Origin of the sequence: Rhodococcus sp. YH3-3, assembly GCF_001653035.1 — a bacterium.
Taxonomy (GTDB): domain Bacteria; phylum Actinomycetota; class Actinomycetes; order Mycobacteriales; family Mycobacteriaceae; genus Rhodococcus_F; species Rhodococcus_F qingshengii.
Map to the genome: position 1 here is coordinate 1650921 of NZ_BCWH01000001.1, position 24783 is coordinate 1675703.

Annotated in this window: 28 protein-coding genes and 1 riboswitch; of the genes, 20 read left to right on the forward strand and 8 right to left on the reverse strand. The window is 61.7% G+C overall.

Annotated features, from left to right (window positions below; genetic code table 11):
- Nucleotides 1-11: 11 nt before the first annotated feature.
- Nucleotides 12-193, reverse strand: a riboswitch (cobalamin riboswitch).
- A 41-nt stretch (nt 194-234) separates the two neighbouring features.
- Nucleotides 235-1092, reverse strand: coding sequence for a siderophore-interacting protein (locus tag YH3_RS07645; RefSeq protein WP_007734699.1), 858 nt, complete (start codon nt 1090-1092; stop codon nt 235-237).
- 156 nt (nt 1093-1248) lie between these two features.
- Here YH3_RS07645 and YH3_RS35990 point away from each other — a divergent pair, with 156 nt between their 5' ends.
- Nucleotides 1249-1407, forward strand: coding sequence for a hypothetical protein (locus YH3_RS35990; RefSeq protein WP_162114354.1), 159 nt, complete (start codon nt 1249-1251; stop codon nt 1405-1407).
- A 166-nt stretch (nt 1408-1573) separates the two neighbouring features.
- Nucleotides 1574-2365, forward strand: coding sequence for an SDR family NAD(P)-dependent oxidoreductase (locus YH3_RS07650; RefSeq protein ID WP_007734701.1), 792 nt, complete (start codon nt 1574-1576; stop codon nt 2363-2365).
- Between the two features lie 50 nt (nt 2366-2415).
- Here YH3_RS07650 and YH3_RS07655 read toward each other — a convergent pair whose 3' ends face one another.
- Nucleotides 2416-3756, reverse strand: a complete 1341-nt coding sequence (locus YH3_RS07655) for a DUF1254 domain-containing protein (protein ID WP_007734702.1) — start codon at nt 3754-3756, stop codon at nt 2416-2418.
- 101 nt (nt 3757-3857) lie between these two features.
- On the opposite strand from YH3_RS07655, the gene YH3_RS07660 reads away from it, so the two are divergent.
- From YH3_RS07660 to YH3_RS07670, 4 genes are all read left to right on the forward strand, one after another.
- Entirely contained in the window at nt 3858-4259 is a 402-nt protein-coding gene (locus tag YH3_RS07660; protein WP_007734703.1) for a nuclear transport factor 2 family protein, read from the forward strand.
- A gap of 164 nt (nt 4260-4423) precedes the next feature.
- Nucleotides 4424-4579: a DUF6131 family protein gene (locus tag YH3_RS35995; RefSeq protein WP_003945564.1), complete on the forward strand. Its 156-nt coding sequence runs from the start codon at nt 4424-4426 to the stop codon at nt 4577-4579.
- Nucleotides 4580-4714: 135 nt separating this feature from the next.
- The gene (locus tag YH3_RS07665) at nt 4715-5191 is read left to right on the forward strand and encodes a hypothetical protein (protein WP_003945539.1); all 477 of its coding nucleotides are present in this window, start codon (nt 4715-4717) and stop codon (nt 5189-5191) included.
- Between the two features lie 64 nt (nt 5192-5255).
- On the forward strand, nt 5256-6413 hold the full coding sequence (locus tag YH3_RS07670) for an AI-2E family transporter (RefSeq protein WP_007734704.1): 1158 nt from the start codon (nt 5256-5258) through the stop codon (nt 6411-6413).
- Between the two features lie 7 nt (nt 6414-6420).
- On the opposite strand, the gene YH3_RS07675 is transcribed toward YH3_RS07670, so the two are convergent.
- On the reverse strand, nt 6421-6636 hold the full coding sequence (locus YH3_RS07675; RefSeq protein WP_003945874.1) for a hypothetical protein: 216 nt from the start codon (nt 6634-6636) through the stop codon (nt 6421-6423).
- 188 nt (nt 6637-6824) lie between these two features.
- Here YH3_RS07675 and YH3_RS07680 point away from each other — a divergent pair, with 188 nt between their 5' ends.
- A complete protein-coding gene (locus YH3_RS07680) occupies nt 6825-7094 on the forward strand; it encodes a DUF4235 domain-containing protein (protein WP_007734706.1) in 270 nt (89 codons plus the stop codon).
- Nucleotides 7095-7116: 22 nt separating this feature from the next.
- Here the strand turns inward: YH3_RS07680 and YH3_RS07685 are convergent, their stop codons facing one another.
- Nucleotides 7117-7524, reverse strand: coding sequence for a RidA family protein (locus YH3_RS07685; RefSeq protein WP_007734708.1), 408 nt, complete (start codon nt 7522-7524; stop codon nt 7117-7119).
- 111 nt (nt 7525-7635) lie between these two features.
- On the opposite strand from YH3_RS07685, the gene YH3_RS07690 reads away from it, so the two are divergent.
- Nucleotides 7636-7851 carry a BldC family transcriptional regulator gene (locus YH3_RS07690; protein ID WP_003945782.1) on the forward strand — a complete coding sequence of 72 codons (216 nt, stop codon included), beginning with the start codon at nt 7636-7638 and terminating at the stop codon, nt 7849-7851.
- Between the two features lie 72 nt (nt 7852-7923).
- On the opposite strand, the gene YH3_RS07695 is transcribed toward YH3_RS07690, so the two are convergent.
- From YH3_RS07695 to YH3_RS07705, 3 genes are read right to left on the reverse strand one after another with little or no spacing between them, the layout of a single operon-like run.
- Nucleotides 7924-9024 carry an acetyl-CoA C-acetyltransferase gene (locus tag YH3_RS07695; protein ID WP_064443209.1) on the reverse strand — a complete coding sequence of 367 codons (1101 nt, stop codon included), beginning with the start codon at nt 9022-9024 and terminating at the stop codon, nt 7924-7926.
- Nucleotides 9021-9683 carry a 3-oxoacid CoA-transferase subunit B gene (locus tag YH3_RS07700; RefSeq protein WP_007726396.1) on the reverse strand — a complete coding sequence of 221 codons (663 nt, stop codon included), beginning with the start codon at nt 9681-9683 and terminating at the stop codon, nt 9021-9023. Before YH3_RS07700 ends, YH3_RS07695 begins: the two co-directional genes overlap by 4 nt.
- Nucleotides 9680-10447, reverse strand: coding sequence for a CoA transferase subunit A (locus tag YH3_RS07705; RefSeq protein WP_007726398.1), 768 nt, complete (start codon nt 10445-10447; stop codon nt 9680-9682). Before YH3_RS07705 ends, YH3_RS07700 begins: the two co-directional genes overlap by 4 nt.
- 167 nt (nt 10448-10614) lie before the next feature.
- Between YH3_RS07705 and YH3_RS07710 the strand changes: the two genes are divergently transcribed.
- Nucleotides 10615-11394 carry an IclR family transcriptional regulator gene (locus YH3_RS07710; protein ID WP_007726402.1) on the forward strand — a complete coding sequence of 260 codons (780 nt, stop codon included), beginning with the start codon at nt 10615-10617 and terminating at the stop codon, nt 11392-11394.
- On the opposite strand, the gene YH3_RS07715 is transcribed toward YH3_RS07710, so the two are convergent.
- Nucleotides 11391-11993 (reverse strand): helix-turn-helix domain-containing protein, encoded by a 603-nt coding sequence (locus YH3_RS07715; RefSeq protein ID WP_039972716.1) that lies wholly within the window; start codon nt 11991-11993, stop codon nt 11391-11393. The two genes, YH3_RS07710 and YH3_RS07715, sit on opposite strands and share 4 nt — an antisense overlap.
- Nucleotides 11994-12105: 112 nt before the next feature.
- Between YH3_RS07715 and YH3_RS07720 the strand changes: the two genes are divergently transcribed.
- The 11 genes from YH3_RS07720 to YH3_RS07770 all read left to right on the forward strand — a co-directional run bounded on the left by YH3_RS07720 (nt 12106) and on the right by YH3_RS07770 (nt 24759).
- Complete coding sequence (locus YH3_RS07720; protein WP_064443210.1) at nt 12106-13509, forward strand: MFS transporter; 1404 nt, start codon at nt 12106-12108, stop codon at nt 13507-13509.
- Between the two features lie 109 nt (nt 13510-13618).
- The gene (locus YH3_RS07725; RefSeq protein ID WP_007726405.1) at nt 13619-15526 is read left to right on the forward strand and encodes an alkyl/aryl-sulfatase; all 1908 of its coding nucleotides are present in this window, start codon (nt 13619-13621) and stop codon (nt 15524-15526) included.
- A gap of 17 nt (nt 15527-15543) precedes the next feature.
- Entirely contained in the window at nt 15544-16524 is a 981-nt protein-coding gene (locus YH3_RS07730; protein ID WP_007726413.1) for a linear amide C-N hydrolase, read from the forward strand.
- A gap of 104 nt (nt 16525-16628) precedes the next feature.
- Nucleotides 16629-17636: an MFS transporter gene (locus YH3_RS07735; protein WP_238592542.1), complete on the forward strand. Its 1008-nt coding sequence runs from the start codon at nt 16629-16631 to the stop codon at nt 17634-17636.
- Nucleotides 17637-17832: 196 nt separating this feature from the next.
- Complete coding sequence (locus tag YH3_RS07740) at nt 17833-18939, forward strand: IS110 family transposase (RefSeq protein WP_082920510.1); 1107 nt, start codon at nt 17833-17835, stop codon at nt 18937-18939.
- Complete coding sequence (locus tag YH3_RS07745) at nt 18936-19373, forward strand: MFS transporter (RefSeq protein ID WP_238592544.1); 438 nt, start codon at nt 18936-18938, stop codon at nt 19371-19373. Before YH3_RS07740 ends, YH3_RS07745 begins: the two co-directional genes overlap by 4 nt.
- A gap of 46 nt (nt 19374-19419) precedes the next feature.
- Nucleotides 19420-20616, forward strand: a complete 1197-nt coding sequence (locus YH3_RS07750) for an anhydro-N-acetylmuramic acid kinase (protein WP_007726417.1) — start codon at nt 19420-19422, stop codon at nt 20614-20616.
- Nucleotides 20613-21488: a MurR/RpiR family transcriptional regulator gene (locus tag YH3_RS07755; RefSeq protein WP_047269009.1), complete on the forward strand. Its 876-nt coding sequence runs from the start codon at nt 20613-20615 to the stop codon at nt 21486-21488. Before YH3_RS07750 ends, YH3_RS07755 begins: the two co-directional genes overlap by 4 nt.
- Nucleotides 21489-21585: 97 nt before the next feature.
- Nucleotides 21586-22503 (forward strand): N-acetylmuramic acid 6-phosphate etherase, encoded by a 918-nt coding sequence (gene murQ, locus YH3_RS07760; protein ID WP_047269010.1) that lies wholly within the window; start codon nt 21586-21588, stop codon nt 22501-22503.
- Nucleotides 22504-23283 carry a glucosamine-6-phosphate deaminase gene (nagB, locus tag YH3_RS07765; protein WP_003941456.1) on the forward strand — a complete coding sequence of 260 codons (780 nt, stop codon included), beginning with the start codon at nt 22504-22506 and terminating at the stop codon, nt 23281-23283.
- A gap of 60 nt (nt 23284-23343) precedes the next feature.
- Nucleotides 23344-24759 carry an FAD-dependent oxidoreductase gene (locus YH3_RS07770; RefSeq protein ID WP_064443212.1) on the forward strand — a complete coding sequence of 472 codons (1416 nt, stop codon included), beginning with the start codon at nt 23344-23346 and terminating at the stop codon, nt 24757-24759.
- Nucleotides 24760-24783 lie beyond the last annotated feature (24 nt).

A 24783-nucleotide genomic window follows, 5' to 3' on the forward strand; every position in this document is an offset into this window, starting at 1 on the left:
TGAACAGGCGCCTGTTGACCCCTGCTGCCAGCCGGTATTCGGACTCGAGATCGCCCCACCCGAGCGCCTTCCCAGATTCTCATCCAGTGGCGTAAGCCCGGGCGGTCACCCTCACCGCTGCGCGTCAGTTCCGGATTCACACCGGATTCCCTGACCCCCTGTGTGGAGGTCCGCTGGCACAGAGGAACTTATCACCGCAGTGCACTGCCGGTCAGGTCGGCTGGTGTGAGGCAATCAGATCTCGATGGCCAGGTCGTCGATGTCGGTGAGGGTTCCGCCGTCGGCGAGGATGCGCTCGTAGTTCTCGCGCCGACGGAGGTCGATTTCGGTGTTGCTGACGCCCTGCTTCCAGTATCCGAATATCGCGACGTCGTCCTTGTCGAGTCCGACGGTCGAGCGAAAGTGCTTCCGGATTGCGCGCATCTCACTGCGTTCACCGGCGCCCCACACGACGTAGCTCTCGGGATCGGTGAGCTCGCGCGCCCGTACTGACAGCGGGCCTTCGGGCTCGGTGAGATCGACGCTGACGCGGTGAAGTTCCAGGCCGGGGAGGGCGGGCAGTTCGGCGAAGGCGACCGCGTCATCTGTTGTGACCCAGCCGATTCCGGCGACGTCGGTAGGTAACTGCTCGATGATCGAGTGCAACGCGGGTATTGCGGTGCCGTCCAGAAAAAGTGCGATACGTCGACCAGGAACATCAGGGATCAAGAAGTGTGGCCGCGGACCGGTGAGGCCGAAGGTGTCACCGACGGCCAACGCTGCTGCCCACCTCATCATCGGACTGGTCTGTCCGTGCAGGACCACATCGACGACGATCGATCCGCTCGCTGAATCGTAGGAACGCACCGTGTACACGCGCGAAGCGTCGTCGAAGGCCGGCCCGAGATTCATGCGTACGGTCACATTCGGGCGTGACCAGGTCGGATCGTCGGTCGACTCCGTCAAACGAGCCGTGATCCGCAGCAGGTGATCGCTCGGTCGCTCCATCGCTTCGACGATCGCGAGAACGTCGTTGAGTCCGCGATTGTGGTCAGCGGTCCGTAGGACGGTCGTCGGGGGAGTTGTTGTGCGCGAGGCGTCTGCATGTGTCATCGACTGTGCTCCTGGATCGGGTTTTCGGGATGCCGCCAGGTTAGTGCTGCCTAAGTCGAGCGAGTTGTCCAGAAGTGACATCTGATTACCTGAATGATTCGGGTCTCGAAACGACGCGGTTGAGCGAGTGGTGCCGGCGCTGCTACCGTGCCTGTGATGTCCATACGCCGCTGTTCTCTCGCTTCCGGCCGTGCACTGCGCACGGCCCGATTCGGCGTAGCGACTTTCCGACGTGGGCGTAAGGCGATCGACCGCCGCCCGTCCGGTCTTGTCTGGATCGAAAGAGCCTTGACCGCACCGGCCGGATCCGTCTGACATTCGCCACTTCGGCGAGCATTGCCTCGCCGGGATTTTGCAGTGCCACACCTGTTGCAGTGCTGCGCATTTCCCGTACCTGAGATTTCTCGCGGGTGAGTTGTGAGTGTCGGCGCCACCGAGCCTGGAATGCCAGCCAACTCGTTTTCGTGAAAGGTACACAGCAATGAATCGTTTCGAAGGTCGTCGTATTCTCGTCACCGGCGCAGGATCTGGAATCGGGCAGGCCACCGCGCTGCGGTTGCTCGCCGAAGGTGGCCGCGTGGTCGCTGCCGACATCTCCGAGCAGGGTTTGGCGAACACCCGGAAATCGGCAGAACATGCTTCGACGGAGGATCGCCTCGACACCCTCGTCGTCGATATCGGTGACGAGGGTTCCGTCATCAGGGTTGTGGGTCAGGCGATTTCGTCTCTCGGGGGATTGGACGTACTGGTCAACGCCGCCGGGATACTGCGTGGTGGGCACACCCACGAGACCTCGCTGGACCTGTGGAATCAGGTGCTCTCCGTGAATTTGACGGGCACTTTCCTCGTTACCCGCCAGGCACTGCCGGCTCTCCTTGCCACCGGCAACGCAGTCGTGGTGAATTTCAGTTCCACCTCCGCGGCCTTCGCGCACCCGTACATGGCCGCGTATGCCGCAAGTAAGGGAGGAATCCAGTCCTTCACTCACGCACTGGCTCTCGAATACGGCAAGCAGGGTCTGCGTGCCGTCGCGGTGGCTCCGGGCAGTGTGAAGAGCGGGATCACCGACACTACGGCGTCGTACTTGCCGGAAGACACCGACTGGTCGCTCTTCGGCAAGTTGTCACCGATTCTGAGCACTGATCTGGAGTCCGGTGGTGCCCCCATGGCCGGGCCGGAAAGTGTTGCGGGAGTTATCGCGATGTTGGCATCCGACGATGGTGCCTTCATCACTGGCACGGAGATCCGGATCGACGGCGGCACGCACGCCTGATTCTGCGTCCGTCTGACGGCCCGCACAGGCAGGCCGTCAGACGCGAGCCGTCATTCTCGCGAGCGAGTGATGGCGGGGACGACGTAGGACTGATCGAGCACGGCGGGCGAAGGTTCGTACATTCTCAGTACCGGTCGGAAATCCCCGCGCGGTGCGGGCAGCCAGTTTGCCTTCGCCGTGGGATCTTTCGGCTCCTCGTGGCTGATCGTGATCGTCAACGCACCGTCGGCGTCGTGGACGATTCCTGGAGTGCGGTCGCCGATCGAGTATCGGTCGACGGGGTTCGCCACGAGGAAGAAGTCCGGCACCGAGTACATCGTCAGCGACCAGAAGGCGCTCACCGGCGGAGTGGGGTCGAGTCTTATTGTGTAGGTGTGGGTTCCGTTCAACTGCTCGCCCTGATCGTCGACGTAGGTCATGATGTACGCCGCTTCGTAAGGGTGGTTGCCCCACAGCCCGCCCTTGGCAGCCGCGGCGCGTTCGACGATGCGCAACTTGGGATCGGCGATCTTGAATTGTGAATCGTCGATTGTGCCGACCTCGAAGTAGTCGAGGTTGTAGTCGAAGGCGTGGAATGTGAGCTTCCATCCGTTGACTTCGGGGCTGGAGCCTTTCGTGAGGGCCTCGAGCAGGTTCTTCTCACCGATCGTCAATCCGTCAGCCAACGCGGCTGCCTCGTCGGCAGACAGCGATACGTAGGGAGAGGCCCCGTGCTCGGTGATTCCGATCAGGGAGAAGGAATCCTGGAGTTCTCGATCTCGCGGGGCCGGCGGAAACGCCTGTGACCAGATGCGGAGTTTCTCGAGGAACAGGAGGTCCTGGCTTACCCCGGGTTCGGGCACTGGGAGACCCGCCGAGTTTCCGGTGGAGTCGACGACGGTCAGCGTGGTGGCGTCCTGCAAGGCGTGCACCGCAGGGAGGTCGTCGTCGCCACCGCATGCCCACCGGCCCACGATCGACGCAATGTTCGTGGGAAATCTGATCACCGTGGTCTGGTCCGCCGGGGTTCCCGTCCAGGTGGGTGGGACGAGAAGGAAGTCTCCGCTCTTCGTGCCGGTGGCCCGATGCCCGACGTAAGCGAAATTGTTTGTCCAGGCGTCCACGAACTGGAGGACGTAGTAACGGCCATCGGTATCGGGGACGTGCAGCGCAACGGGGCCGACAGACAGATCGATCTGCGCCATGGAATACACGGTGTCGTTGTTGATCGTGACGAAAGTGTCTGCCGGCCCGGCCAGTGTTCGGGCGTGGCTGAAGGTGTTGAAAGGTGCGGCGGGGTTCGCTCCGACACCGTTGTGAACATACCGATGGACCTGGTCGAGATTGAAAACGAGGGGAAATCCGTAGATATACGCCTGAGCTGCAAGCTCGGTGCGACTGGTGTCTGTCATCTCTGCCCTCTCGTCGTGCACGTCGGTTCGAAGTCCACCCTGCGGGAACCCTGCCGTCGGGGCATCACCCGCCGAGGGTGACGACGGTAGAGGGAGAAGACATGTCGGATCAGGAGAGTGCGGCATTGGTCGCTGTCGCAGACGAGTGGAACGTCGCGATGTGCTCGAACGACGCCGAACGGATCGGCGATTTCATGGCAGACGACTGGGTGATCGTCTCGGAATCCGGAGTGTCGACCAAAGCGGAGTTCCTGGGTTTCGTGGCCTCGGGCGACCTGACTCATTCGGCGATGGACCGCGTCGGGAGCGCTCGCGTGCGTTTCTTCGGTGACGTCGCACTGTTCACCACGCGGATCGTCAATACCGCGCACTACGGCGGCAGACAATACGACGCAGACGAGTGGACCACCGACGTGTTCGCGCGGCGAGACGGTCGTTGGTGCTGCGTGTTGAGCCACATCACGCCGGCGGTCGAGGCGAAGATCGAGGACGTGGAACTATGACGTAGAGATAAGAGAAAGGCTGATGTTTTAACGGTGACACTATTGGGTAGTAATACGAGTTTCGCATTTATGAATGTATTTATCGGATTTATCGATTGTGAAGTTTCTGTAGTAGCGTCAGTTGAGTAGATCATTTTGATACGCATACCGGATGAGGTTCTCACATGATTGTTCTCGGCATTATTCTGGCGTTGATCGGCTTTTTCACGGGGTTGAGCATTCTGACCACCGTCGGCATCATCTTGGTCGTCGTAGGTGCAGTTTTGTCCATCCTCGGTGCTACCGGGCGCGCAGTGGGCGGACGAAAAGTCTGGTATTGATCAATACTGCGCGAGTAGCTGAGAAGGCGGTACCCGATCTCTTCGGAGATCGGGTACCGCTTTTTGTGCTCCAACTGGTTTTCGGTCTCTCTACCCCAAATTATCGATCTGAGCGGCATCGGGTAAACATGAAGGATGCTTTCTCGAGACCATGACGAAGAGAAATCTGCCGAGCGATTCAGATTCCCTCGCAGATGGAATCAGGTTGACGAATCGCGCCGCGGTTTGGTGTTGGCGTGGGTGGCCTTCACGTTGACGTTCGGCGGAGCACGTCTGGTGACGTGGTTGATCCAGATCGACACCAGGGACGTCGGCGACATCAGCGCCGGTGGCACTCATCTGCATCACTATTTATGGGGAATTCTGCTGTTGGCCGGGGTGGCGATCTTCGGACTCGTAGACCGAAGCCCTCGCGCAAGAACATGGATGGGCATCGCGTTGGGCATCGCACTCGGGCTCATCGTCGACGAGGCTGCGTTACTGATCACTCTCGACGACGTCTACTGGCAGAGCGACGGTTGGCCCAGCATCGCCATCGCTGTGTCGATTATCGGAGTGGTAGGAACCGGTCTCGCGCTGACCCGAAGCGGAGCGGAGAAGCCTCGAGGTTGATCCGGCCACGGCACGGGTACTCACTCCCGTGCCGGGAAGTCGCGCGGATCGTGAGGTGGCTTGAATGGATCCCAGTTCCGCGGACACCTCACCGGACTCCGAAAGTAAAGTCCAAGCCATAGATCCGATGGCGGAAGCCGAACGTGAAGCCGCAGCATTGGCGACTCCCGTCCGGCCGCTGGGCGAACCGGGGCCGAGGTTCGATCGTCGTTCACCGTTCTTCATCGGTCTGAGCGCGGCGGCCGGTGTTGCCGTGACGTACGCGGTGATCGAAGTGCTCCTGGCGGCGCGAGGCATGCTGATCCTGATCGTGGTCGCGCTGTTTCTCGCGGTGGGCATCGAACCGATGATCGTCTGGCTGGAGCGGAGACATTTCCGACGCTGGATCGCAGTCACCGTGGTACTCCTCGGAATTGCAGTGATGTTGGCGCTGTTTCTGGTTGCTGCGATCACCCCGCTGGTCGAGCAGGGACGTCAGTTCGCATCACACGCTCCCGAACTTCTGACACACATTCGTGACCGGTATCCGATCGTCAGCGACCTCGACGAGAAGTATCACCTCGAGGAGCACCTCACCACCCAACTGGACGGTTCGGGGTCTGCGCTCGCGACGGGTTTGCTCGGAGCGGGGCGGGCGGTGTTCAGCGCAGTCGCCGACGCTGGAATCGTTGCTGTACTGACGACGTACTTCTTGATCGACTACCCACGAATCCGCACGAATCTGTATCGGCTGGTGCCACATTCGCGGCGGCCACGAGCAATCGCCATCGGTGATCAGATACTGGCAGGTGTGGGTGGGTACGTCCTCGGCAATGTTCTGATCTCCGTGATCACCGCAGTGTGCACCTTCGCGTGGTTGTTGATCTTCGACGTGCCGTATCCGTTGATCCTGGCGCTGCTGGTCGCTCTGCTCGATCTGATCCCGATAGTCGGTTCCACGATCGCAGGGGTTGTCGTCGCCCTGGTCTCCCTGACAGTCTCTGTCCCAACGGCATTGGCGACAGTCGCGTTCTTCATTGCGTTACGTCTGCTCGAGGACTACCTGCTCGTTCCGAAGATCATCGGGAAGACGGTGGCGGTCCCGGCACTGGTGACCGTTGTCGCGGTTCTGTTGGGTGGAGCATTGCTCGGTATTGTCGGTGCGTTGCTGGCGATTCCGGTCGCTGCGGCCTTGCTGCTGCTTGCAAGGGAGACGCTCTTCCCGCGCCTCGACGCTTCTTGACCGGCTTCTATCGGACGCTTCGCGCGCGACGCCGAGAACCAGGATTCGGTTTGGGGCACATCCGAGTCGGGATGGTTTCTCCCTCGGCGGTGATACGGAATACCGAGACTTTCTCGCTACAACCGTGATTCAGATCGACCGCGTATGCGATTGCGGCGCGATCCGAGACGAAATCTTCCATCACCGTTGTACCGTCCGGTAGTTCGATTCTGTAGTTTTCCATGACTTACACAACCTTCTTTCGCTAAGACGATCCTACCCGGCTCGAGAAGTGGCAAACCCGTGGAACACAACGTGCGACAGTCGTCTTCGTGCCTCGCCGGTGCAATGTTTCGACACCTCGCCTGCCGGGTAGTGAGAGTCGGTCAGCCCGCTCAGGCGGTACGTATCGAACCACGGAGGATCCGCGCAATGAGCGCAGTATCGAAAGCGATGTACAAGCCACTCTCACTGGCGACCAGCGTCCTGGGCGGCATCTTGGCCGGCGCTGTCTTCCAGCAGGTGTGGAAGCGCATCGGTGACGACAAGAATGCGCCCGAGCCCAAAGACTTGAGCAGGTCGAGCAAGGAAGTCCTGATCGCCGCAGCCCTGCAGGGAGCCATCTTCGCTGTTGTGCGAGCCGCAGTGGATCGTGCGGGGGCAAAGGGCTACCAGGCCCTTGCTCATGAAGATCCTCGGTAGGGACGCCCGGTTCGGTTCGAGTTCAGTCGACGACGGCCGCGATTGCCTCGATCTCGACCAGTTGATCGTCGTAACCGAGAACGGTCACACCCATCAGAGTGCTCGGGGCGTCGTGATCGCCGAACGCGTCGCGGACTACCTCCCACGCCGCAACCAGGTCGGCTTGATTGCTCGACGCCACCAGGACGCGGGTGTTGATCACGTCGGTGATGGACGCGCCCGCGTCCGAGAGAGCTGTTCTCAGGTTGTCGACGGCCTTGGCTGCCTGTCCTGCGTAGTCACCGATGGCGGCAGTGGAGCCGTCCTCGTTCAACGGGCAGGATCCGGCCAGGAAGATCAGCCGTGCATCGGCGGGAGCCGTTGCTGCATAGGCATATTCAGCCACCGAAGAGAGTGACGTGGAACGGATCAGAGTTACCGACTTCGACATTATTTCCCCAAGGAATAGTAAAGTTTTGCAGCGAGTCTTTCACAGCACGTCAGGGGTTGCCAATTCATCGTCGGACCCATCCCTTCAGTCGGCAGCTACGAATGACTGCCAATGAGCCGAGAAGAAGAGCACACAGCACCTGTCGACGAGTGGCTGACGACCAAACAGGTTGCAGCACTGTTCCACGTCGACAGGACCACGGTGTCCAGATGGGCGAGGGAGGGCAAAGTCGGCACTCTGAGAACGCTTGGCGGGCATCGGAGGTACCGGCGATCGGAGATCGAGACGTTGCTGCGTAACCGCTCGACGACGCTCGATCACCAATAACCTCCGGCACGAAACAGACAGGTCGCCGAGCATGATGAGGGCTCGGCGACCTGTCTGGTGAGCAGGAAGTAATTACGCCTTGGGGACGCGGACGATGAGTGCGTCGCCTTGTCCGCCGCCGCCGCAGAGTGCGGCTGCGCCGATGCCGCCGCCGCGGCGTTGCAGTTCGAGTTCGCGGGTGGAGGCGATCCCGACGGCGGCGAATGCTTCGTTGATTTCGACGAGGTCGAGGTCGGTGGGGTCGATGCCTTCCTTCGCGCAGGCTTTGGCGATGGCCCGGGCGGGTTGGGACTGGAGGGTGGAGTCGGGTCCGGCGACGACGCCGTGGGCGCCGATTTCCGCGATCCAGGTCAGGCCGAGTTCTTCGGCTTTGGTTTTGCTCATCACCACGACGGCGGCGGCGCCGTCGGAGATCGGGGAGGCGGAGCCGGCGGTGATGGTGCCGTCCTTGCTGAACGCGGGACGCAGTTTGCCGAGGGATTCGGTGGTGGTGTCGGCGCGGATGCCTTCGTCCTGGGCGAAGACGATGGGCTCGCCCTTGCGTTGGGGGATGGAGACGGGGACGACTTCGTTGTCGAAGAGGCCGTCTTTCCAGGCGCGGGCCGCGTTCTGGTGTGAGGCGGCGGCGAAGGCGTCCTGCTCGGCGCGGGTGATGTGGGCGGTTTCTTGTTGGTTGACTTGTTCGGTGAGCAGGCCCATGGCCTGGTCGGTGAAGATGTCGTGGAGGCCGTCGTAGGCCATGTGGTCGCGGAGGGTGACGTCGCCGTATTTGAAGCCTTCGCGGCTTTTTTCGAGCATGTGGGGTGCGCGGGACATCGATTCCTGCCCGCCGGCGACGACGATGTCGAATTCGCCGGCGCGGATGAGTTGGTCGGCGAGGGCGATGGCGTCGATGCCGGAGAGGCACACTTTGTTGATGCTCAGGGCGGGGACGTTCATGGGGATGCCGGCGGCGACGGCGGCTTGGCGGGCGGGCATCTGGCCGGCGCCGGCGGTGAGGACCTGTCCCATGATGACGTAGTCGACCTGTTCGGGTGCGACTGAGGACTTGTCGAGGGCGCCTTTGATGGCGATGCCGCCGAGGTCGGACCCGGAGAGGTCTTTCAACGATCCGAGGAGTCGACCCATCGGGGTACGAGCTCCCGCAACAATCACAGTGGTCGTGTCGGTCATGCCAGTTCAACTTTCAGTTCGGTGCCGGTTGCGGCGACTACGTCTTCGACGCTGACATCGGGGGCGAGTTCACGCAGGACGAGTGGACCTTCTTCGCTCACGTCGATGACGGCGAGGTTGGTGATGATCCGATTCACCACGCCCTGGCCGGTGAGCGGCAGGGTGCAGGCGTCAACGATCTTGGGGTTGCCGTCGCGGTCGTTGTGCTCCATGACGACGATGACGCGTCGGGCTCCGTGGACCAGGTCCATCGCGCCGCCCATGCCCTTGACCATCTTCCCGGGGACCATCCAGTTTGCGAGGTCGCCCGTCTTCGACACCTGCATACCGCCGAGGACTGCGGTGTCGATGTGGCCGCCTCGGATCATCCCGAACGAGAGGGCCGAATCAAAATATGCTGCACCGGGATTGACGGTCACGGTCTCTTTGCCGGCGTTGATGAGGTCAGGATCGACGTTGTCCTCGGTGGGATACGGTCCGGTGCCGAGAATTCCGTTCTCCGAGTGCAGGACCACACGAACGTCCGAGCCCAGGTATCCGGGAATCAGTGTGGGAAGGCCGATTCCGAGGTTGACGTACTCGCCGTCGATCATCTCTGCGGCCGCCCGCGCTGCCATCTGCTGGCGCGTCCAACCCGTCACTGTCACTGGTGCGGTCATCGTGTGGTTCCTTCCGAAGCGCTGACGGTTCGCTTTTCGATTCGCTTGTTCTGAGGTCCGGTGTGGACTACGCGCTGGACGAAGACCCCAGGTAGATGCACTGACGCCGGATCGATTTCGCCGGGTTCGACGAGGCGTTCCACCTGCGCGATGGTGATGCGACCGGCCATGGCAGCGAGAGGGTTGAAGTTCATCGCGGTCTTGTCGAACACGAGGTTGCCGTCGGTGTCACCGAGAACGGCGTGCACGAGTGCGTAGTCGGCGTTGATCGCCTCTTCCATCACGTAACGCTTGGTTCCGAAGACGCGAGTCTCCTTCGGAGGCGATGCAATAGCGATCGAGCCGTCGGCGTCGTAGCGCCATGGCATTCCGCCGTCGGAGATGGGGCTACCCACTCCGGCCGGTGTGAAGAATGCGGGGATTCCGGTTCCGCCGGCGCGCAGACGCTCGGCGAGCGTGCCCTGCGGCGTCAGTTCCACTTCGAGTTCGCCGGCCAGGTACTGCCGGGCGAACTCCTTGTTCTCACCGACGTACGACGCGGTCACTCGTCGGATACGGCCGGCGCTCAGCAAGATGCCGAGACCGTGATCGTCGACGCCGCAGTTGTTGGAGAACACCTCGAGGTCGGTTGCACTCGTAGCTGCGATCGCGTCGATCAACACGTCGGGGATGCCGCACAAGCCGAATCCGCCGACGGCCAGCGTTGCGCCGTCGACGATGTCGGCGACCGCCTCCGCTGCGGACTCGTACACCTTTGCTGTCATGTTCTCTCCCTGCCAAGCGTTCATTGAGTAGACACTCACTCACTTCGATATCCAGTGAACTATCTCCAGTTCACAGGTTCAAGGAATCTCGAACATCAACCGAGAACTGATCGACTACTGATCGTCTGAAGGAATTTCGTTCATTGAATGGACGCTAGGATGGCTGCATGCCAACTCACGGGCAATCGCCGGCCATGGTCGCGCGGGTGGCTGCACTTCTGCGAGCCCTCGGCGCGTCCGAACCAACGGGCACTTCCACCACGGAATTGGGCAAGGTCACCGGCCTCGCTCGGCCCACTGCGCACCGACTGCTCACGTCCCTGGCTGCCGAAGGACTGGTCGACCGTGACGCACGAACCGGTCGGTGGTCTCTCGGCCCGGAGTTGTACCTCCTGGGGGCGGCGGCCGGAAATCGGTACGACATCACCGACCGGGCTCGCGACGTCGTCGACGAACTTGCCCGGGTCACGGGGGAGAGCGCCTTCCTGTCGGCACGCCGCGGTGACGAGACCGTCTGCATCCTGAGCCAGGAAGGCAGTTTTCCACTGCGATCTCACGTGCTGCACGAGGGGAAGCGATTCCCGTTGGGGGTCGCGTCGGCGGGGCTTGCCATCTTGAGCCACCTACCGGCGCGGGACGTCGACGACTATTTCGCCCGGGTGAATCTGGATTCGGAGTGGGGTGAGATCCACAGTGAGACATCGATTCGAGAGCGAATCGAGTCGACGCGGGTCACCGGCTACGCCGTCAATCCAGCCCTCATCGTCGAGGGAAGCTGGGGGATGGGTGCCGCGGTGTTCGACCGCAACGGTCGCCCGGCCTGGGCGTTGAGCCTGACCGGAGTGGAAACTCGCTTCCGGCCCGCGCGTCATGCCGAGTTGGGAACGCTGCTCCTCGAGCACGCTCACACACTGTCGAACCGATTGAAAACGCATGCAGTGAACTAACTTTCGGGAACCAGGTCTTGTGCAGTAGTAGTTTTTGCCTTCGTGCGCACATGTGCCTTCTCGCCTTGCGGGCCGAAAAGATGCAAGATTTCCACCACCTGTTCATCGGCAGGCCCGAACCAGTGGGGCTCGGCAGTGTCGAACTCCGCGACTTCCCCGGGGTGTAGGAGAACCTCGTTCGCCCCCAGGATGAGACGCAGATCCCCGGCGAGGACGTAGAGCCATTCGTAGCCGGCGTGGGTGACGAGCTTCGGTGGACGCGGACCGATCACCTGCTTGAAGACCTGCACGCGGCCGGGATAGCGCGTCAACGGAACGACGGCACTGCCGTTCTTGCGTCGGCTCGGGGTGAGATGGACCCGAGGATCGCCCGTAGCGGGGGCGCCGACGAGTTGGTCCAGCGCGACCCGGTGCGCTCGTGCAAGCGGCAACAACAGATCGAGGGTGGGACGACGCTTACCCGATTCGAGGCGTGAGAGTGCGCTGACGGAGACGCCGGTGGCCTCGGACAGCGCCTCGAGAGTCAATCCGCGATCGCGTCGAAGCGTGCGCAGCCTCGGTCCGATATCGGTGATCAACTGCTCGAATTCAGCATCCATGCCGTCCATCTTTGCAGTTTCCGCAAAATTCTTACCGACTTCGGACTCTGGAGAGCAACGATCCTTTCGACAGTCGAGTACGGCAGAGCACTTCGAGAGATGGAGTCCGACCATGAAACCTTCGAGCGGGATCGAACCGCAAGTGATCGGACTTGATGCACGGCGGCGATGGGGCATCCTGGCGATCTGCTGCACGAGCCTGTTCGTCGTCGGGTTGGACACGACCATCGTCAACGTAGCCCTGCCGACGATCGGTGAGGGATTTCGCGTCGGAACCCGTGGTCTGGAATGGGTCGTCAACGCGTACACACTCGTCCTGGCCAGCTTGCTGATCTCGTCCGGAGCGGTGGCCGATCGATTCGGCAGGAGACGAGTCTTTCAGATCGGGCTTGTCGTTTTCGGGGTGGCGTCGATTGCCTGCGCACTCGCTCCGTCCGTGGAGGTGCTGATCGCGGCGCGGATCGTCCAAGGCGTCGGTGGGTCGATGCTCAGTCCGGTTGCCTTGGCGATCGTGGTCAACGTGATGACCGACCCGAAGGAGCGGGCCAAGGCGATCGGGGTGTGGGCCGCGGTCTTCGGCCTGAGTATGGCGGCAGGGCCGATCGTCGGCGGTGTGCTCATCGAAAGTTTCGGCTGGCGATCGGTTTTCTGGATCAACGTGCCGGTGATCTTGGCCGTGCTCGCCCTGACTGCTGTGTTTGTACCGGAGTCCCGAGCGCAGCAGTCGCGACGTCTCGACCTTCCCGGTCAGTTGCTACTGGTGATTCTTGTCGGCGGGGCGGTTGCCCTTCTGATCGAGGGTCCGCGAATCGGATGGTTCTCTGCCGCGGCGACGGCAGGGTATGTCGTTGTTGCTGCAGCGTTGGCCGCATTCATCCGCGTCGAATCACGCAAGCGCGAGCCACTGATGGATCTGGCACTCTTTCGCCGCAGAACGTTCTCGTCGGCTGTGGTCGGCGCTGTCGTGGTGTTCGTGGCGTTGAACGCGACGCTACTGCTCGGCACGTTCTACTTGCAGCACTCCCGCGGTATGAGTCCGGCCCTGGCCGGCGCGATCACCCTCCCGATGGCTGTTGCGGCAACGGTCTGCGCGCCGTTGTCCGGAATACTCGTCGGACGCTTCGGCCCGCGGCGACCGCTGCTGATCGCCGGTAGTTTCACGACGCTCGGCGGGCTGTGCCTGGTCTCGCTCGACAACAACACGGCGATTCCGATGCTCTTGGCCGCTTACCTGTTCCTCGGTATCGGATTCGGGTTCTCGAATGCCCCGATCACCAACACCGCCGTCAACGGGCTGCCGAGATCGCAGGCGGGGCTTGCTGGTGGAATAACCTCCAGTGCACGCCAATTCGGTGCTGCTCTCGGTGTGGCGCTGGCCGGTGGCATCATCGGCGGCAGTGCATCGGTGGATGTCGCGCAGGCATCGAGGTCGGGATGGATCCTGGTTGCCGGATGTGGGATCGCGGTCCTGGTGATTGCACTCGCATCTCGGAATTCCGAGGAACTCCCCGGCTGATCACCTCGCGTGTTCGTGCGAGCTTCACCCTGCGCGGGTGATTCCAAGCGCGTGCCCAACCGATACAGATGATGGGGTATCAGATCGTCGTATCCGAGCGGGGAGTGCCATGTGCCAGACACCGAAGGGCGCAACACCGGCCACAGTCACGGCGAATCGCGAGGCAGTCGCACGGTATGCCATGGACGACCGGCAGGATTTTGCCGACGCGGATCGAGGGTTGATCGCTCCGTTGCCGGGCAAGGTTGTCGCCGATGACGGGCATACGGTCTTCGATCCTGATGCGATGGCATACCTCGGTGACGATGTTGCCGCGCCGGAGACAGTCAATCCGAGCCTGTGGCGTCAAGGACAACTGATGCGCCGAGGTGGTCTGTATCAGGTGACGGATCGCCTTTACCAGGTACGGAACAACGACCTGGCAAATTTGACGGTTGTCGAAGGTGGCGAGGGACTGATCGTCATCGACTGTATGGCGGGGGTCGAATCGGCGCGCCAGGGTATGAAGATGATTCGTGAGCACGTCAGCGACAAGCCAGTTTCGGCGATCATCTACACGCACACCCACATCGACCACTACGGCGGAGTCAAAGGGATCGTCGATCTGGACGACGTGACGTCCGGGCGAGTTCCGATCATCGCACCGGGCACGATCGCGTCGTTCGACAAGTTCGCGATCGGGGAAAACGTCGTCGCCGGAAATGCCATGGCGAGACGGTCCTTCTACGCCTTCGGTGGATTGCTCGATCTCGATGCCAAAGGGATGGTTACCTGCGGCATCGGCACGATCAGCACGAAAGGTCCACTTGTCTCGTATATTTCCCCCACTGACAGCATCACGGAGACCGGAACGAAGCGTGAGATCGCCGGTCTGGAATTCGAGTTCCTCTACGCGCCGGATACCGAGGCCCCGGAGGAAATGCACATCTGGATCCCCGAACTCGCCGCGCTGACCTGTGCGGAGAATGCCAATCATTCGCTCCACAACATCCAGACCTTAAGAGGTGCGCGCACTCGCGACGCTCGGAACTTCGCGCGGTATCTGGACGAGACTCTAGAGCGGTGGGGAGACGACGCGGCTGTTCACTACGGACCGCACACGTGGCCGGTGTGGGGTAACGAGAACCTGGTGCCGTTCATCGAATCGCAAAGGGACACTTACAAGTACATTCACGACCAGGCGCTCCGTCTCGCGAACAAGGGGTACACGCCGCTCGAAGCTGCCGAGGTGATCGAACTGCCGGACGAACTCGGGCGCAAGTGGTACAACCGCGGATATCACGGCACTCTGCACCACGACGTTCGCGCCGTGTACACCAAGGAACTGGGAATGTGGGACGGCGATCCGGTGTCGCTTCATCCGCATCCGCCGGTCGAATCGGCGAAGAGGTTCGTCGATCTCCTTGGCGCGCAGAAGATCCTGGACGAGGGTAAGCGGGCATTCGACGCCGCGGACTACCGATGGGCGGCAGAGATCCTGCACAAGTTGGTGTTCGCGCAACCGGAGAACACCGAAGCGAGGAATCTGCAAGCCGACGTCTACGAGCAGATGGGTTATCAAGCCGAGGGGCCGCAGTGGCGTGGGATCTATCTCTCGGCCGCATTGGAACTCCGTGAAGGCGCCCAGCCTGCCCCGTACGTCACGGCAAGTCAGGACAGTGTCCTCGCGATGCCCATCGACATCCTCTTCGACTTCGTTGCAATACATCTCATCGGCGACAAGGCCACCGACGCGGAACTGCGGATCGATTTCGTGTTCACCGATCGCGGCGACGAGGCATGGACTGCGTGGGTCAAGCGCGGTGTCCTCAATGCACGTAAGGGTGCGTCACCGAACACACAACTGACGGTCTCGGGCCCGAAGGCGGCGCTCGTGGGAGCGCTTCTGCAACCGGGCGCGGCCGCCGAACTGGCCAAGGCCGGGCAGATTTCGCTCGACGGAGACGAATCAGCGCTCGAGACGCTGGGAGGGTTGCTCGATACCTTCGATCCCAGTTTCAATATCGTCACGCCGTAACGAAGGGATAGTTTTCGATGTGTACACGCTTGGTCTACTTGGGGCCCAACGACACTGTGATCACTGCTCGATCGATGGATTGGAAGGTCGATCTCGGAACAAACCTCTGGGCTTTCCCGCGCGGCATGACCAGAGGGGGCTGCGCAGGTCCGAACTCGATACAGTGGACGTCGAAATACGGAAGTGTTGTCGCGACGGCCTACGACATGTGCACGACCGACGGGGTCAACGAGGCTGGACTGTCTGCCAATCTCTTGTGGTTGGTCGAGTCCGAGTACCCGACGTATGACGGTTCGACCCCGGGATTGTCGATCGCGGCGTGGGCGCAATACGTCCTGGATCGCTTTGCGACAGTTCAGGAAGCGGTCGAAGTACTCGCGTCGGAACCGTTCACGGTAGTGACCGCTGCCGTTCCCGGCGAAGACCGCCTCGCAACGCTGCACATGTCGCTCTCGGACGCCGGGGGAGACAGCGCGATCATCGAGTACGTCGGTGGACGCCCGACGATTCATCACAGCCGTGAGTACCAGGTGATGACCAATTCGCCGATCTTCGATCAGCAACTCGCCGTCAACGAGTACTGGAAGCAGATCAACGGGACCGTCATGCTGCCCGGAACAAACCGTGCCGCTGACAGATTCGCTCGGGCGTCGTTCTATGTCGATGCGATACCGCAGACGGACGATCCGCGGGCGGCGTTGGCGTCCACCTTCAGTGTTATTCGGAATGTGTCGGTGCCCCTGGGAATTTCGACTCCCGATGAGCCCAACATCTCATCGACCCGTTGGCGCACCGTCGTCGATCACAAACGCACGCTCTATTTCTTCGAGTCGGCGATGACGCCCAATACCTTCTGGGTGGACGTGGCGTCGATGGATCTCGCGGAAGGGACACCCGTCCGAAGGCTCGGACTCGGACCGAACGAGAGCACCGTCTATTCCGGTGACTCCACTGACCAGTTCGAACGGGCGGAGGCATTCACGTTCGCGGGAGCATAAGGCTTCGGGGCGTAGTAAAAATCCAATCGTGAAACTTCTTGACATTTCTACTCCGTTCAGATGAAACTTTGTTGCATATTCGGGTTTCGTCAACGGAGGACGGCATGGGCATCACAGTGCAGACACGGAACGATGGTGCGCAGCTCAAACGGCGCAGGGCGCTCGTCGCCGGCTCCGTCGGAAATTTCATCGAGTGGTACGAGTTCGGTGTGTACGGGTTCTTCGCGACGATCATCGCGTCGAACTTCTTCAGCGCCGACGGCTCCGGTGACCTCGAAAGCCTGATCAAGACCTACGCGTCGTTTGCGCTGGCCTTCTTCTTCCGCCCAGTGGGGGCCGCGCTGTTCGGTCGACTCGGTGACCGCATCGGCCGACGCCCCACCTTGGTGATCGTTCTTCTGCTGATGTCGGGTGCGACGACCCTGATCGGTGTGCTGCCCACCTACGAGAGCGTCGGAATTCTGGCACCGCTGCTCTTGACGGTCCTTCGAATTCTGCAGGGATTGTCGGCCGGTGGTGAGTTCGGCGGTGCAGTGTCGGTGATGACCGAGTTCGCTCCGCCCGGACGACGTGGGCTGTACGGCTCGTGGCAGTCGTTCACCGTCGCACTCGGACTGCTCGCCGGTGCGGGGATCGCAGCACTCCTCGCTACTGTCCTCGACTCGGGACAGCTCGGTGACTGGGGCTGGCGCATTCCGTTCCTCCTTGCACTTCCGATGGGTCTGGTTGCTCTGTGGCTCAGGCTCCGCCTCGAAGAAACGCCGTCGTTCGAGCGTGCTCGATCAGTCCAGTCCGAACCGACAGCTGATGCAGCGGCGCCTGTAGTGCAGCCGACTGTCGGAGAGACAGCCAAGGCGATTCTGCTCGGAATCGGGCGGTTGATGGGGTGGTCTGCTGCCGGTTACACGTTCCTCGTAGTGATGCCGACTTATCTTCAGAGTTCGCTCAACGCGACTTTCCATCAGGCACTTGTTGCTTCCGTGCTCGCCAATGCGGGCTTCGCGGTGACCATTCCGATAGTGAGACTGTTTGTGCCGGTGTTTTCGGATTTCCTGACCGTTAACGCATGGAGACGAGAGAATGCTGGTGCCGGGAGTTCCCAGTGTTCCTGACCCGCACTCCGATCGACGATCGTATGTCTTTCCTTGGATTTGTCGGTTCCTGGGAACCCCCGGTGAGGCGCTACGCCTCACCGTCGGGGTGACCTGAGGAGAGCCTGCACCACCAGGTGCTCATCACTGTCTTGTCCGCCGGTTCGGTCGATGCGCGGCGCCGCCTTGCTCATCGGTCAACGGAGAGGAAAGCGACATGACAAGGATGCCTGACAAAGCCGATCTCGATCAAGACCGGGAAGTGTTCGCCGGAGTCGATACCCACAAAGAACTGCACGTCGCCGCGGTGATCGATACCGACGACAACGTCCTCGGAACTCGCAGTTTTCCGACCACCCGAAACGGGTATCGAACCATGCTGACCTGGATCGGCGAGTACGGCAATCTGATCCGGATCGGTATTGAGGGCACTGGCTCCTACGGAGCTGGGCTGACCCGCCACCTCGCGAAAGCCGGCGTGACGGTACTCGAGGTGGACCGCCCCGATCGCTCGGACCGCCGCCGTAAGGGCAAAAACGACGACCTCGATGCCATTAACGCAGCGCGTGCAGCCAAAACCAACCGGCGCACCACCACCCCGAAATCGAAAGACGGTGCCGTCGAGTCACTTCGTGTGTTGAGGGTGACCCGAGCCCATTCGGTACGAGAGCGGCGCAGTGCGCTGCAACTATTGCGGATGACGATCATCTCCGCTCCCGACGAGCTGCGCGAGCAGGTCCGCGATCTGACGCGGATGCAGCTGATACGCCTCCTCGCCGCGTGGCGGCCGGATGTCTCGAACGCTACCGATCCTGTGACCGCCTACCGGGTTTCGCTGAAATCCCTGGCTCGCCGCTATCTCGAATTGACCGACGAGATCGCCGATCTCGACGAACTGATCAACCCGATCGTGAAAGCCCTCGCACCTCAACTACTCGAGCGCGTCGGAATCGGTATCGAAGTCGCCGGACAAATGCTTGTCACCGCCGGCGACAATTCCGATCGAATGAAATCCGAAGCCGCGTTCGCGATGCTATGCGGTGTCGCGCCGCTACCCGCATCTTCTGGCATGACCCAACGCCACCGCCTCAATCGCGGCGGTGACCGCCAAGCCAACCGAGCCTTGCATCTGGCCGTCATCGGCCGCATTCGACTCGACCCGAAAACCCAGGCCTACGTAGAGAAGAAAACCAGCGAAGGCCACTCGAAACTGGAAACCATTCGGTGCCTGAAACGCTACCTGGCTCGCGAGGTCTACTACCTCCTCAACCCTGGACCGCAGACCATCACCCCGAACACCCGACACCATCGAAAAGCAGCTTGACTCTCAGGAGAGCATCCGCGGGTGGACTCAGCGATCGCATCGGACGACGCGCGGTCATGCTCACCGGCACCGTGATAATTCTGGTCTTGGCTCTGCCGCTGCTCAACGTCCTGCAGAACGAGCAGACGTCTTTGACAGCCAAGGGATTTGCAGTGTTTGCCGCCGGCGCCGCAGTGGGACTTGTTGCCGGACCCGGACCCGCCATGCTCTCCGAGATGTTCCCCACCTCGGTTCGGTACACCGGATTGGGACTCGCATACTCCCTGTCCAACGCGGTCTTTTCGGGCTGCGCCGGTTTGATCATCACGTGGCTGATCAAGGAAACTTCCAATCTCGATATTCCGGCCTACTTCGTGATGGCAACGTGCGCCGTCAGTGCGATCGCCTTGAGTACCTTGCGAGGAAATGCCCACAAGCGGGCACTCGTCGACTGACCGCAGCTTTTCCGAATGCCGAAACGATCCGAGTAAGGGATATTTCATGAGAGTCATCGGCTTGATGTCCGGTACTTCGTACGACGCTATCGATGCTGCCGCAGCAGACATCCGGATCGACGGGGACACTCTTGTGCTCACCCCACTGGGCATGGTCAGCGAACCGTATTCCGGTGAGTTGCGGGCTGCGGTGGCGGCTGCGGTCCCGCCGGCGTCCACCACTGTCGGTCAGATCTGCCAACTTGACACCGAGATCGGACAGGCATTTGCGGCCGTCGCTGCGCGGGCGAACGAGGAACTGTGCGGTGGCAGTGCGGAATTGATCTCCTCACATGGTCAGACGATGTTCCACTGGGTCGAAGGAGCGCAAGTAAAAGGCACTCTCCAGCTCGGGCAGCCGGCCTGGATAGCCGAGAAGACCGGATGCACGGTCGTGTCGGACCTGCGCTCTCGCGACGTGGCGACGGGTGGTCAGGGCGCACCACTTGTCAGCGCATTCGACGTATTGTGGCTCAACGGAAGAACTTCGGGTTCCGTCGCGCTCAATCTCGGTGGCATCGCGAACGTCACTGCTCCGGGTGGCGTCCCGACATCGACGGCAGATGGTGCCGCAGTACCGATTGCCTTCGACACCGGCCCCGCAAATGCGCTGATCGACGCTGCGGTAAGCGAATTCACCGCGGGGGAGCAGTGGTTCGATCTCGGAGGTGCTCTGGGCGCAGCGGGCACACCGAACGTCGATCTGCTCGCACAACTACTGAGCGAACCGTATTACGCGCAGCCCGCTCCCAAGAGCACAGGCAAGGAATTGTTCCATCGGGACTACCTACTCGCCGCACTGCGGGGCTACGAATCCTTGTCTCTGGCCGACATCGTCGCGACACTGACTGCACTGACCGCCCGGACCGTCGCCGATTCCGTCAAAGCGCTGGCGGCTACCGAAGTGGTGGTGTCAGGCGGTGGCACCAAGAACCCGACGTTGATGGCGATGCTCCGTGACGAACTGGGCGACATCGCGCTTGTCTCTTCGGACGAGCTCGGCGTCACTTCCGACATCAAGGAAGCATTGGCTTTCGCGGTTCTCGGCTATCTCACCGCACACGGATTGCCTGGAAGCATTGCTTCGTGCACCGGTGCGCGTCACGCCAGTGTGCTCGGATCTCTGACGCCAGGAAGCCGTGGGCTGCCTAGAATCACATCGGTGCCGTCAGCTCCGAAAACGATGCGAATCGAGGCGTTATGACTTTGGACCGGAGTGCTCCGGCGTCCGTCGACCTGCTTGCTCGTATTCGTGCATCACTGAGTAGCCTCTCGCCTGCCGAGCTGCGGATCGCCGAAATCATCGAAGCCGACCCCAGTCTGGCCTCCACCCTGACGGTCAACGACCTCGCCGAACGAGCGTCGACAAGCACGGCGACAGTGGTCCGCACAGCCAAACGACTCGGTTTCGAGGGTTATCCACAGCTTCGTCTCGCGCTGGCGGCGATCAGCGGGTCCGGTACAGAGAACACGATTCCGCTCGGTGTGGACATCGTTGCTGCCGACTCGGCCGGTGAGGTGATGGCCAAGCTCGCCGAGTTCGAATCCGAACAACTCAAGGGCACGGCGCAATTGACAGATCCTGCTGCGCTCGAAGAAGTTGTGTCCCGGATTCGATCCGCCCGCCGCGTCGAGGTCTACGGCATCGGCGCCTCTGGCATCGTCGCGCAAGACCTCACGTTGAAGCTGTCTCGCATCGACGTCAACTGCCGGGTTCATCTCGACCGAGACGCGGCCATGGTCAGCGCCAGCTTGCTCGGACCGGACGACATCGCAGTGGGGATCTCACATTCGGGTGAGACTTCGGATGTCGTGGAACCACTTGCCCTTGCGCGTCGAACCGGGGCGTCGACGGCTGCGATCACCGGAGGGGTACGATCGACGCTCGCCGTGCAGTCACATCACGTTCTGCTCACTGCCGGTAGAGAATTCGGTTTCCGATCGGCTGCGATGGCAAGCCGCACCGGTCAGCTGTTGGTAGTCGACACAATTTTTGCGATGGTGGCGCACTCGCTGCCCAGCGCACTCTCTGCTCTGCAACGAAGCCATGATGCCATTGCTTCGAAGCGGCACTGACGAGGAGTCGTCGCTGTGAGTACTGACGAGGAGTCGTCGCTGTGAGTACTGACGAGGAGTCGTCGTAATGAATATCGATCGAGGAGGACTCGCCACAATGCAATTGGAAATGCTCTCCACCGAGAGACCCAACCCTCTGACCCGCGATCTCGATGTCATGTCGGTGTCTGGTCTGCTGACGGTGATGAATCAACAGGACGCAATCGTGGCCGGCGCGGTGGCAGCGGTACTACCCGCCATCGAAGCCGCAGTCGACTTGATCGTCGCGGCCCGAGCACAAGGTGGTCGACTGATCTACCTGGGAGCGGGGACAAGTGGGCGTCTGGGAGTTCTCGACGCAGTGGAATGCCCTCCGACGTTCGGGACCGATCCGGGCGAGGTGATCGGCATCATCGCCGGTGGCCCAGGAGCGTTTCTGAACGCCGTCGAGGGGGCAGAGGACGATCCGCGAGCGGCTGGGGTCGATCTCGACGCAATCTCGTTGAACGCCAACGACGTCGTGGTGGGTCTGGCTGCCAGCGGTCGTACCCCCTACGTCATCGGGGGACTCGATCACGCCCGCGAACTCGGCGCTGCAACAGTGGCAGTCTCGTGCAACCGGAACGCGGCAATGAGTTCTCACGCCGGCGTGGCCATCGAAGTGGAGACCGGCCCCGAGATCCTCACCGGATCGACGAGGCTCAAGGCCGGAACTGCGCAGAAGATGGTGTGCAACATGCTCTCCACGGCGAGTATGGTTCGCTCCGGGAAGGCATTCCACAATCTGATGGTCGATCTTCGGCCGACCAATGCCAAGCTTGTCGATCGTGCGAACCGGATCGTCGCGGCAGCCACCGGAGTCGATACCGAGATCGCTGCGGAGACCATCGACGATGCCGATGGTCATGTGAAGGCAGCGGTCGTCATGTTGTTGGCCGAATGCGACTTCGCCGAAGCAACCGAACTGTTGGACCGCGCTTCGGGTTCGGTACGTGAGGCCATCGTCGGAGCCGGCAAGAGCAGTGAGGAAGTCTGAATGGAAATCGTCATAGTTCCCAGTCCTGAGGACGGCGGGCGAATCGCTGCCGATATCGTGTGCGGCGCAATCGAAAACGGAGCGCGGACGCTCGGCCTCGCGACCGGATCGTCACCGCTGCACACGTATCGAGAGCTGATCAAGAGGCATCGAGAATCGGGAGTGTCGTTCGCGGCGATGAGCGCGTATCTTCTCGACGAGTATGTAGGTCTCACGTCCGATCAGCCGCAGTCCTACGCGCACACCATCCGCACGGAACTCGTGGATCACCTCGACATCGACAATGCGCGAGTGTTCAGCCCCGACGGCGGGGCCGCGGATCCCAGTGACGCTGCCCGGCGTTACGACGCTGCCATCGCCGAAAACGGTCCCATCGACGTGCAGATCCTCGGCATCGGCCTGAACGGACACATCGGTTTCAACGAGCCCTCCTCCTCGCTTGCATCGCGCACCCGAGTGAAGACCTTGACCGAGAGGACCCGCGCCGACAATGCACGGTTCTTCGCAGACCCAGCCGACGTACCGCATCATGTGATCACGCAAGGGCTCGGAACCATCAGTGATGCACGGCATCTCGTCCTGATCGCGGACGGCGCCCGCAAAGCGCCCGCCGTCCGGGCCGCGGTCGAAGGTCCGGTCTCGGCATTCTGCCCGGCGTCGGTGCTGCAGCTGCATCCACACGTGACCGTCATAGTCGACGAGGCAGCTGCCGGCGAACTCCAACTAGCGGACTTCTACCGCTACACAACCGAGCACAAGCCTGCAGAGCAGGGTTACTGAAAAGCGGGCTGCTGAAAGCGGACTTGATCTCCAGCGCAGTTGAGGTCCTAGCCTCGGGGGATGATCAACGCCAGAGGTCCAGCGGTATCCCCGCCTGCGGCGCCCCGATTCTTCTCACCACCGCTCAGTGTCGCGATCGTCGGAGCGGGGCCGGCGGGAATCCACGCCGCCGGCGCTCTCGCCGAACTTGCGCCCGGCACCAAGACAGACGTGTTCGAGCGTCTACCGACGCCGTACGGACTGGTGCGCTACGGTCTCGCACCAGGGCACCCCGAGTCCGAAAAGTTCGCCCATTCTCTGCACACCACGCTGGTCGCCAGTGAGTTCCGGCTGTTCTGCAACGTGGAGATCGGAAAGGACCTTTCCGTCGATGACCTACGTTCGTCCTACGATGCCGTGATCATTGCAACCGGTGCGCCGCGGGATGCACCTCTCGACATTCCCGGCGTCGAGCTTCCAGGTTCTTTCGGTGGCGCCGAGTTTGTCGGTTGGTACAACGATCACCCGGACAGCTCGCCGCAGTGGCCGCTGAACGCGGAATCGGTCGCAGTGATCGGAGGTGGCAACGTCGCACTCGACGTCACCCGTATGCTCCTCGCCGAGGCGCAATCGCTGCAGGCCACGGACGTCTCCGACCAAGTTCGGGAAGGGATCGCCGGCAGTCGAGTTCGCGAAGTACACATCTTTGTCCGGCGCGGACCAGCCGACGCTCGCTTCTCCCCGAACGAGTTGCGCGCTCTCGGTGAACTACCCGGCGTAGATGTTGTCGTCGATTCTGTCGATGTCGTACCGGACCGGCATGTCGAGCGGATGACCAAACAGTTGGCGCACACCCGACTGACAGTCGAGACACTCCGTGGTTTCGCGGACGCTGCTTCTGCCGATCGGACTTCCCGGCGCCGAGTTCACCTGCACTTCTACCGACAGCCGGCGCAGATTCTCGGCAGCGGGAAAGTCGAAGGACTCCGCGTCGAGCGGACAGACCCGGACGGATATGGTCACGTCACCGCTTCGGGTATCTGTACCGACTATCCGGTTCAAGCTGTGTACCGGGCAATCGGATTTCTCGGGACGCCACTTGCCGGGGTGCCTTTCGATCACGGACGCGGCAATGTTGCGCACCAGGGCGGCGCAGCGGTCGACGAGAGCGGTCTACCGATCGCGGGCTTGTTCGTGACGGGCTGGATGAAGCGAGGTGCCGCGGGGCTGATCGGTGCGGCGCGGCCAGACGCTCGCCAGACAGTCGAAACGATGCTGCACCAACTTGATTCGGCATACGAGCGTCGAGCCGGTCACGGCCGGATCGCGGAGGTCCTCGGGGCCGGCAGAGTGGTGCCCGTCGATTGGGACGGATGGCTTCGCATCGATGCCGCCGAACGTGCCCTCGGTGTGAAGCATGGGCGTGATCGGATCAAAATCAAAGAGCGCGACGAACTCGTTCGCATCGGCACGGAGTCGGCAGTTCACGCCGAATAGATTCGCTGGGGTCTGGAGTACCAC

What these genes read in the sequence shown, in the direction of transcription:
- YH3_RS07645 (WP_007734699.1), bottom strand. Translation starts at nt 1,092, where the DNA reads ATGACACATGCAGACGCCTCGCGCACAACAACTCCCCCGACGACCGTC.
- YH3_RS35990 (WP_162114354.1), top strand. Translation starts at nt 1,249, where the DNA reads ATGTCCATACGCCGCTGTTCTCTCGCTTCCGGCCGTGCACTGCGCACG.
- YH3_RS07650 (WP_007734701.1), top strand. Translation starts at nt 1,574, where the DNA reads ATGAATCGTTTCGAAGGTCGTCGTATTCTCGTCACCGGCGCAGGATCT.
- YH3_RS07655 (WP_007734702.1), bottom strand. Translation starts at nt 3,756, where the DNA reads ATGACAGACACCAGTCGCACCGAGCTTGCAGCTCAGGCGTATATCTAC.
- YH3_RS07660 (WP_007734703.1), top strand. Translation starts at nt 3,858, where the DNA reads ATGTCGGATCAGGAGAGTGCGGCATTGGTCGCTGTCGCAGACGAGTGG.
- YH3_RS35995 (WP_003945564.1), top strand. Translation starts at nt 4,424, where the DNA reads ATGATTGTTCTCGGCATTATTCTGGCGTTGATCGGCTTTTTCACGGGG.
- YH3_RS07665 (WP_003945539.1), top strand. Translation starts at nt 4,715, where the DNA reads ATGCTTTCTCGAGACCATGACGAAGAGAAATCTGCCGAGCGATTCAGA.
- YH3_RS07670 (WP_007734704.1), top strand. Translation starts at nt 5,256, where the DNA reads ATGGATCCCAGTTCCGCGGACACCTCACCGGACTCCGAAAGTAAAGTC.
- YH3_RS07675 (WP_003945874.1), bottom strand. Translation starts at nt 6,636, where the DNA reads ATGGAAAACTACAGAATCGAACTACCGGACGGTACAACGGTGATGGAA.
- YH3_RS07680 (WP_007734706.1), top strand. Translation starts at nt 6,825, where the DNA reads ATGAGCGCAGTATCGAAAGCGATGTACAAGCCACTCTCACTGGCGACC.
- YH3_RS07685 (WP_007734708.1), bottom strand. Translation starts at nt 7,524, where the DNA reads ATGTCGAAGTCGGTAACTCTGATCCGTTCCACGTCACTCTCTTCGGTG.
- YH3_RS07690 (WP_003945782.1), top strand. Translation starts at nt 7,636, where the DNA reads ATGAGCCGAGAAGAAGAGCACACAGCACCTGTCGACGAGTGGCTGACG.
- YH3_RS07695 (WP_064443209.1), bottom strand. Translation starts at nt 9,024, where the DNA reads ATGACCGACACGACCACTGTGATTGTTGCGGGAGCTCGTACCCCGATG.
- YH3_RS07700 (WP_007726396.1), bottom strand. Translation starts at nt 9,683, where the DNA reads ATGACCGCACCAGTGACAGTGACGGGTTGGACGCGCCAGCAGATGGCA.
- YH3_RS07705 (WP_007726398.1), bottom strand. Translation starts at nt 10,447, where the DNA reads ATGACAGCAAAGGTGTACGAGTCCGCAGCGGAGGCGGTCGCCGACATC.
- YH3_RS07710 (WP_007726402.1), top strand. Translation starts at nt 10,615, where the DNA reads ATGCCAACTCACGGGCAATCGCCGGCCATGGTCGCGCGGGTGGCTGCA.
- YH3_RS07715 (WP_039972716.1), bottom strand. Translation starts at nt 11,993, where the DNA reads ATGGATGCTGAATTCGAGCAGTTGATCACCGATATCGGACCGAGGCTG.
- YH3_RS07720 (WP_064443210.1), top strand. Translation starts at nt 12,106, where the DNA reads ATGAAACCTTCGAGCGGGATCGAACCGCAAGTGATCGGACTTGATGCA.
- YH3_RS07725 (WP_007726405.1), top strand. Translation starts at nt 13,619, where the DNA reads ATGTGCCAGACACCGAAGGGCGCAACACCGGCCACAGTCACGGCGAAT.
- YH3_RS07730 (WP_007726413.1), top strand. Translation starts at nt 15,544, where the DNA reads ATGTGTACACGCTTGGTCTACTTGGGGCCCAACGACACTGTGATCACT.
- YH3_RS07735 (WP_238592542.1), top strand. Translation starts at nt 16,629, where the DNA reads ATGGGCATCACAGTGCAGACACGGAACGATGGTGCGCAGCTCAAACGG.
- YH3_RS07740 (WP_082920510.1), top strand. Translation starts at nt 17,833, where the DNA reads ATGACAAGGATGCCTGACAAAGCCGATCTCGATCAAGACCGGGAAGTG.
- YH3_RS07750 (WP_007726417.1), top strand. Translation starts at nt 19,420, where the DNA reads ATGAGAGTCATCGGCTTGATGTCCGGTACTTCGTACGACGCTATCGAT.
- YH3_RS07755 (WP_047269009.1), top strand. Translation starts at nt 20,613, where the DNA reads ATGACTTTGGACCGGAGTGCTCCGGCGTCCGTCGACCTGCTTGCTCGT.
- murQ (WP_047269010.1), top strand. Translation starts at nt 21,586, where the DNA reads ATGCAATTGGAAATGCTCTCCACCGAGAGACCCAACCCTCTGACCCGC.
- nagB (WP_003941456.1), top strand. Translation starts at nt 22,504, where the DNA reads ATGGAAATCGTCATAGTTCCCAGTCCTGAGGACGGCGGGCGAATCGCT.
- YH3_RS07770 (WP_064443212.1), top strand. Translation starts at nt 23,344, where the DNA reads ATGATCAACGCCAGAGGTCCAGCGGTATCCCCGCCTGCGGCGCCCCGA.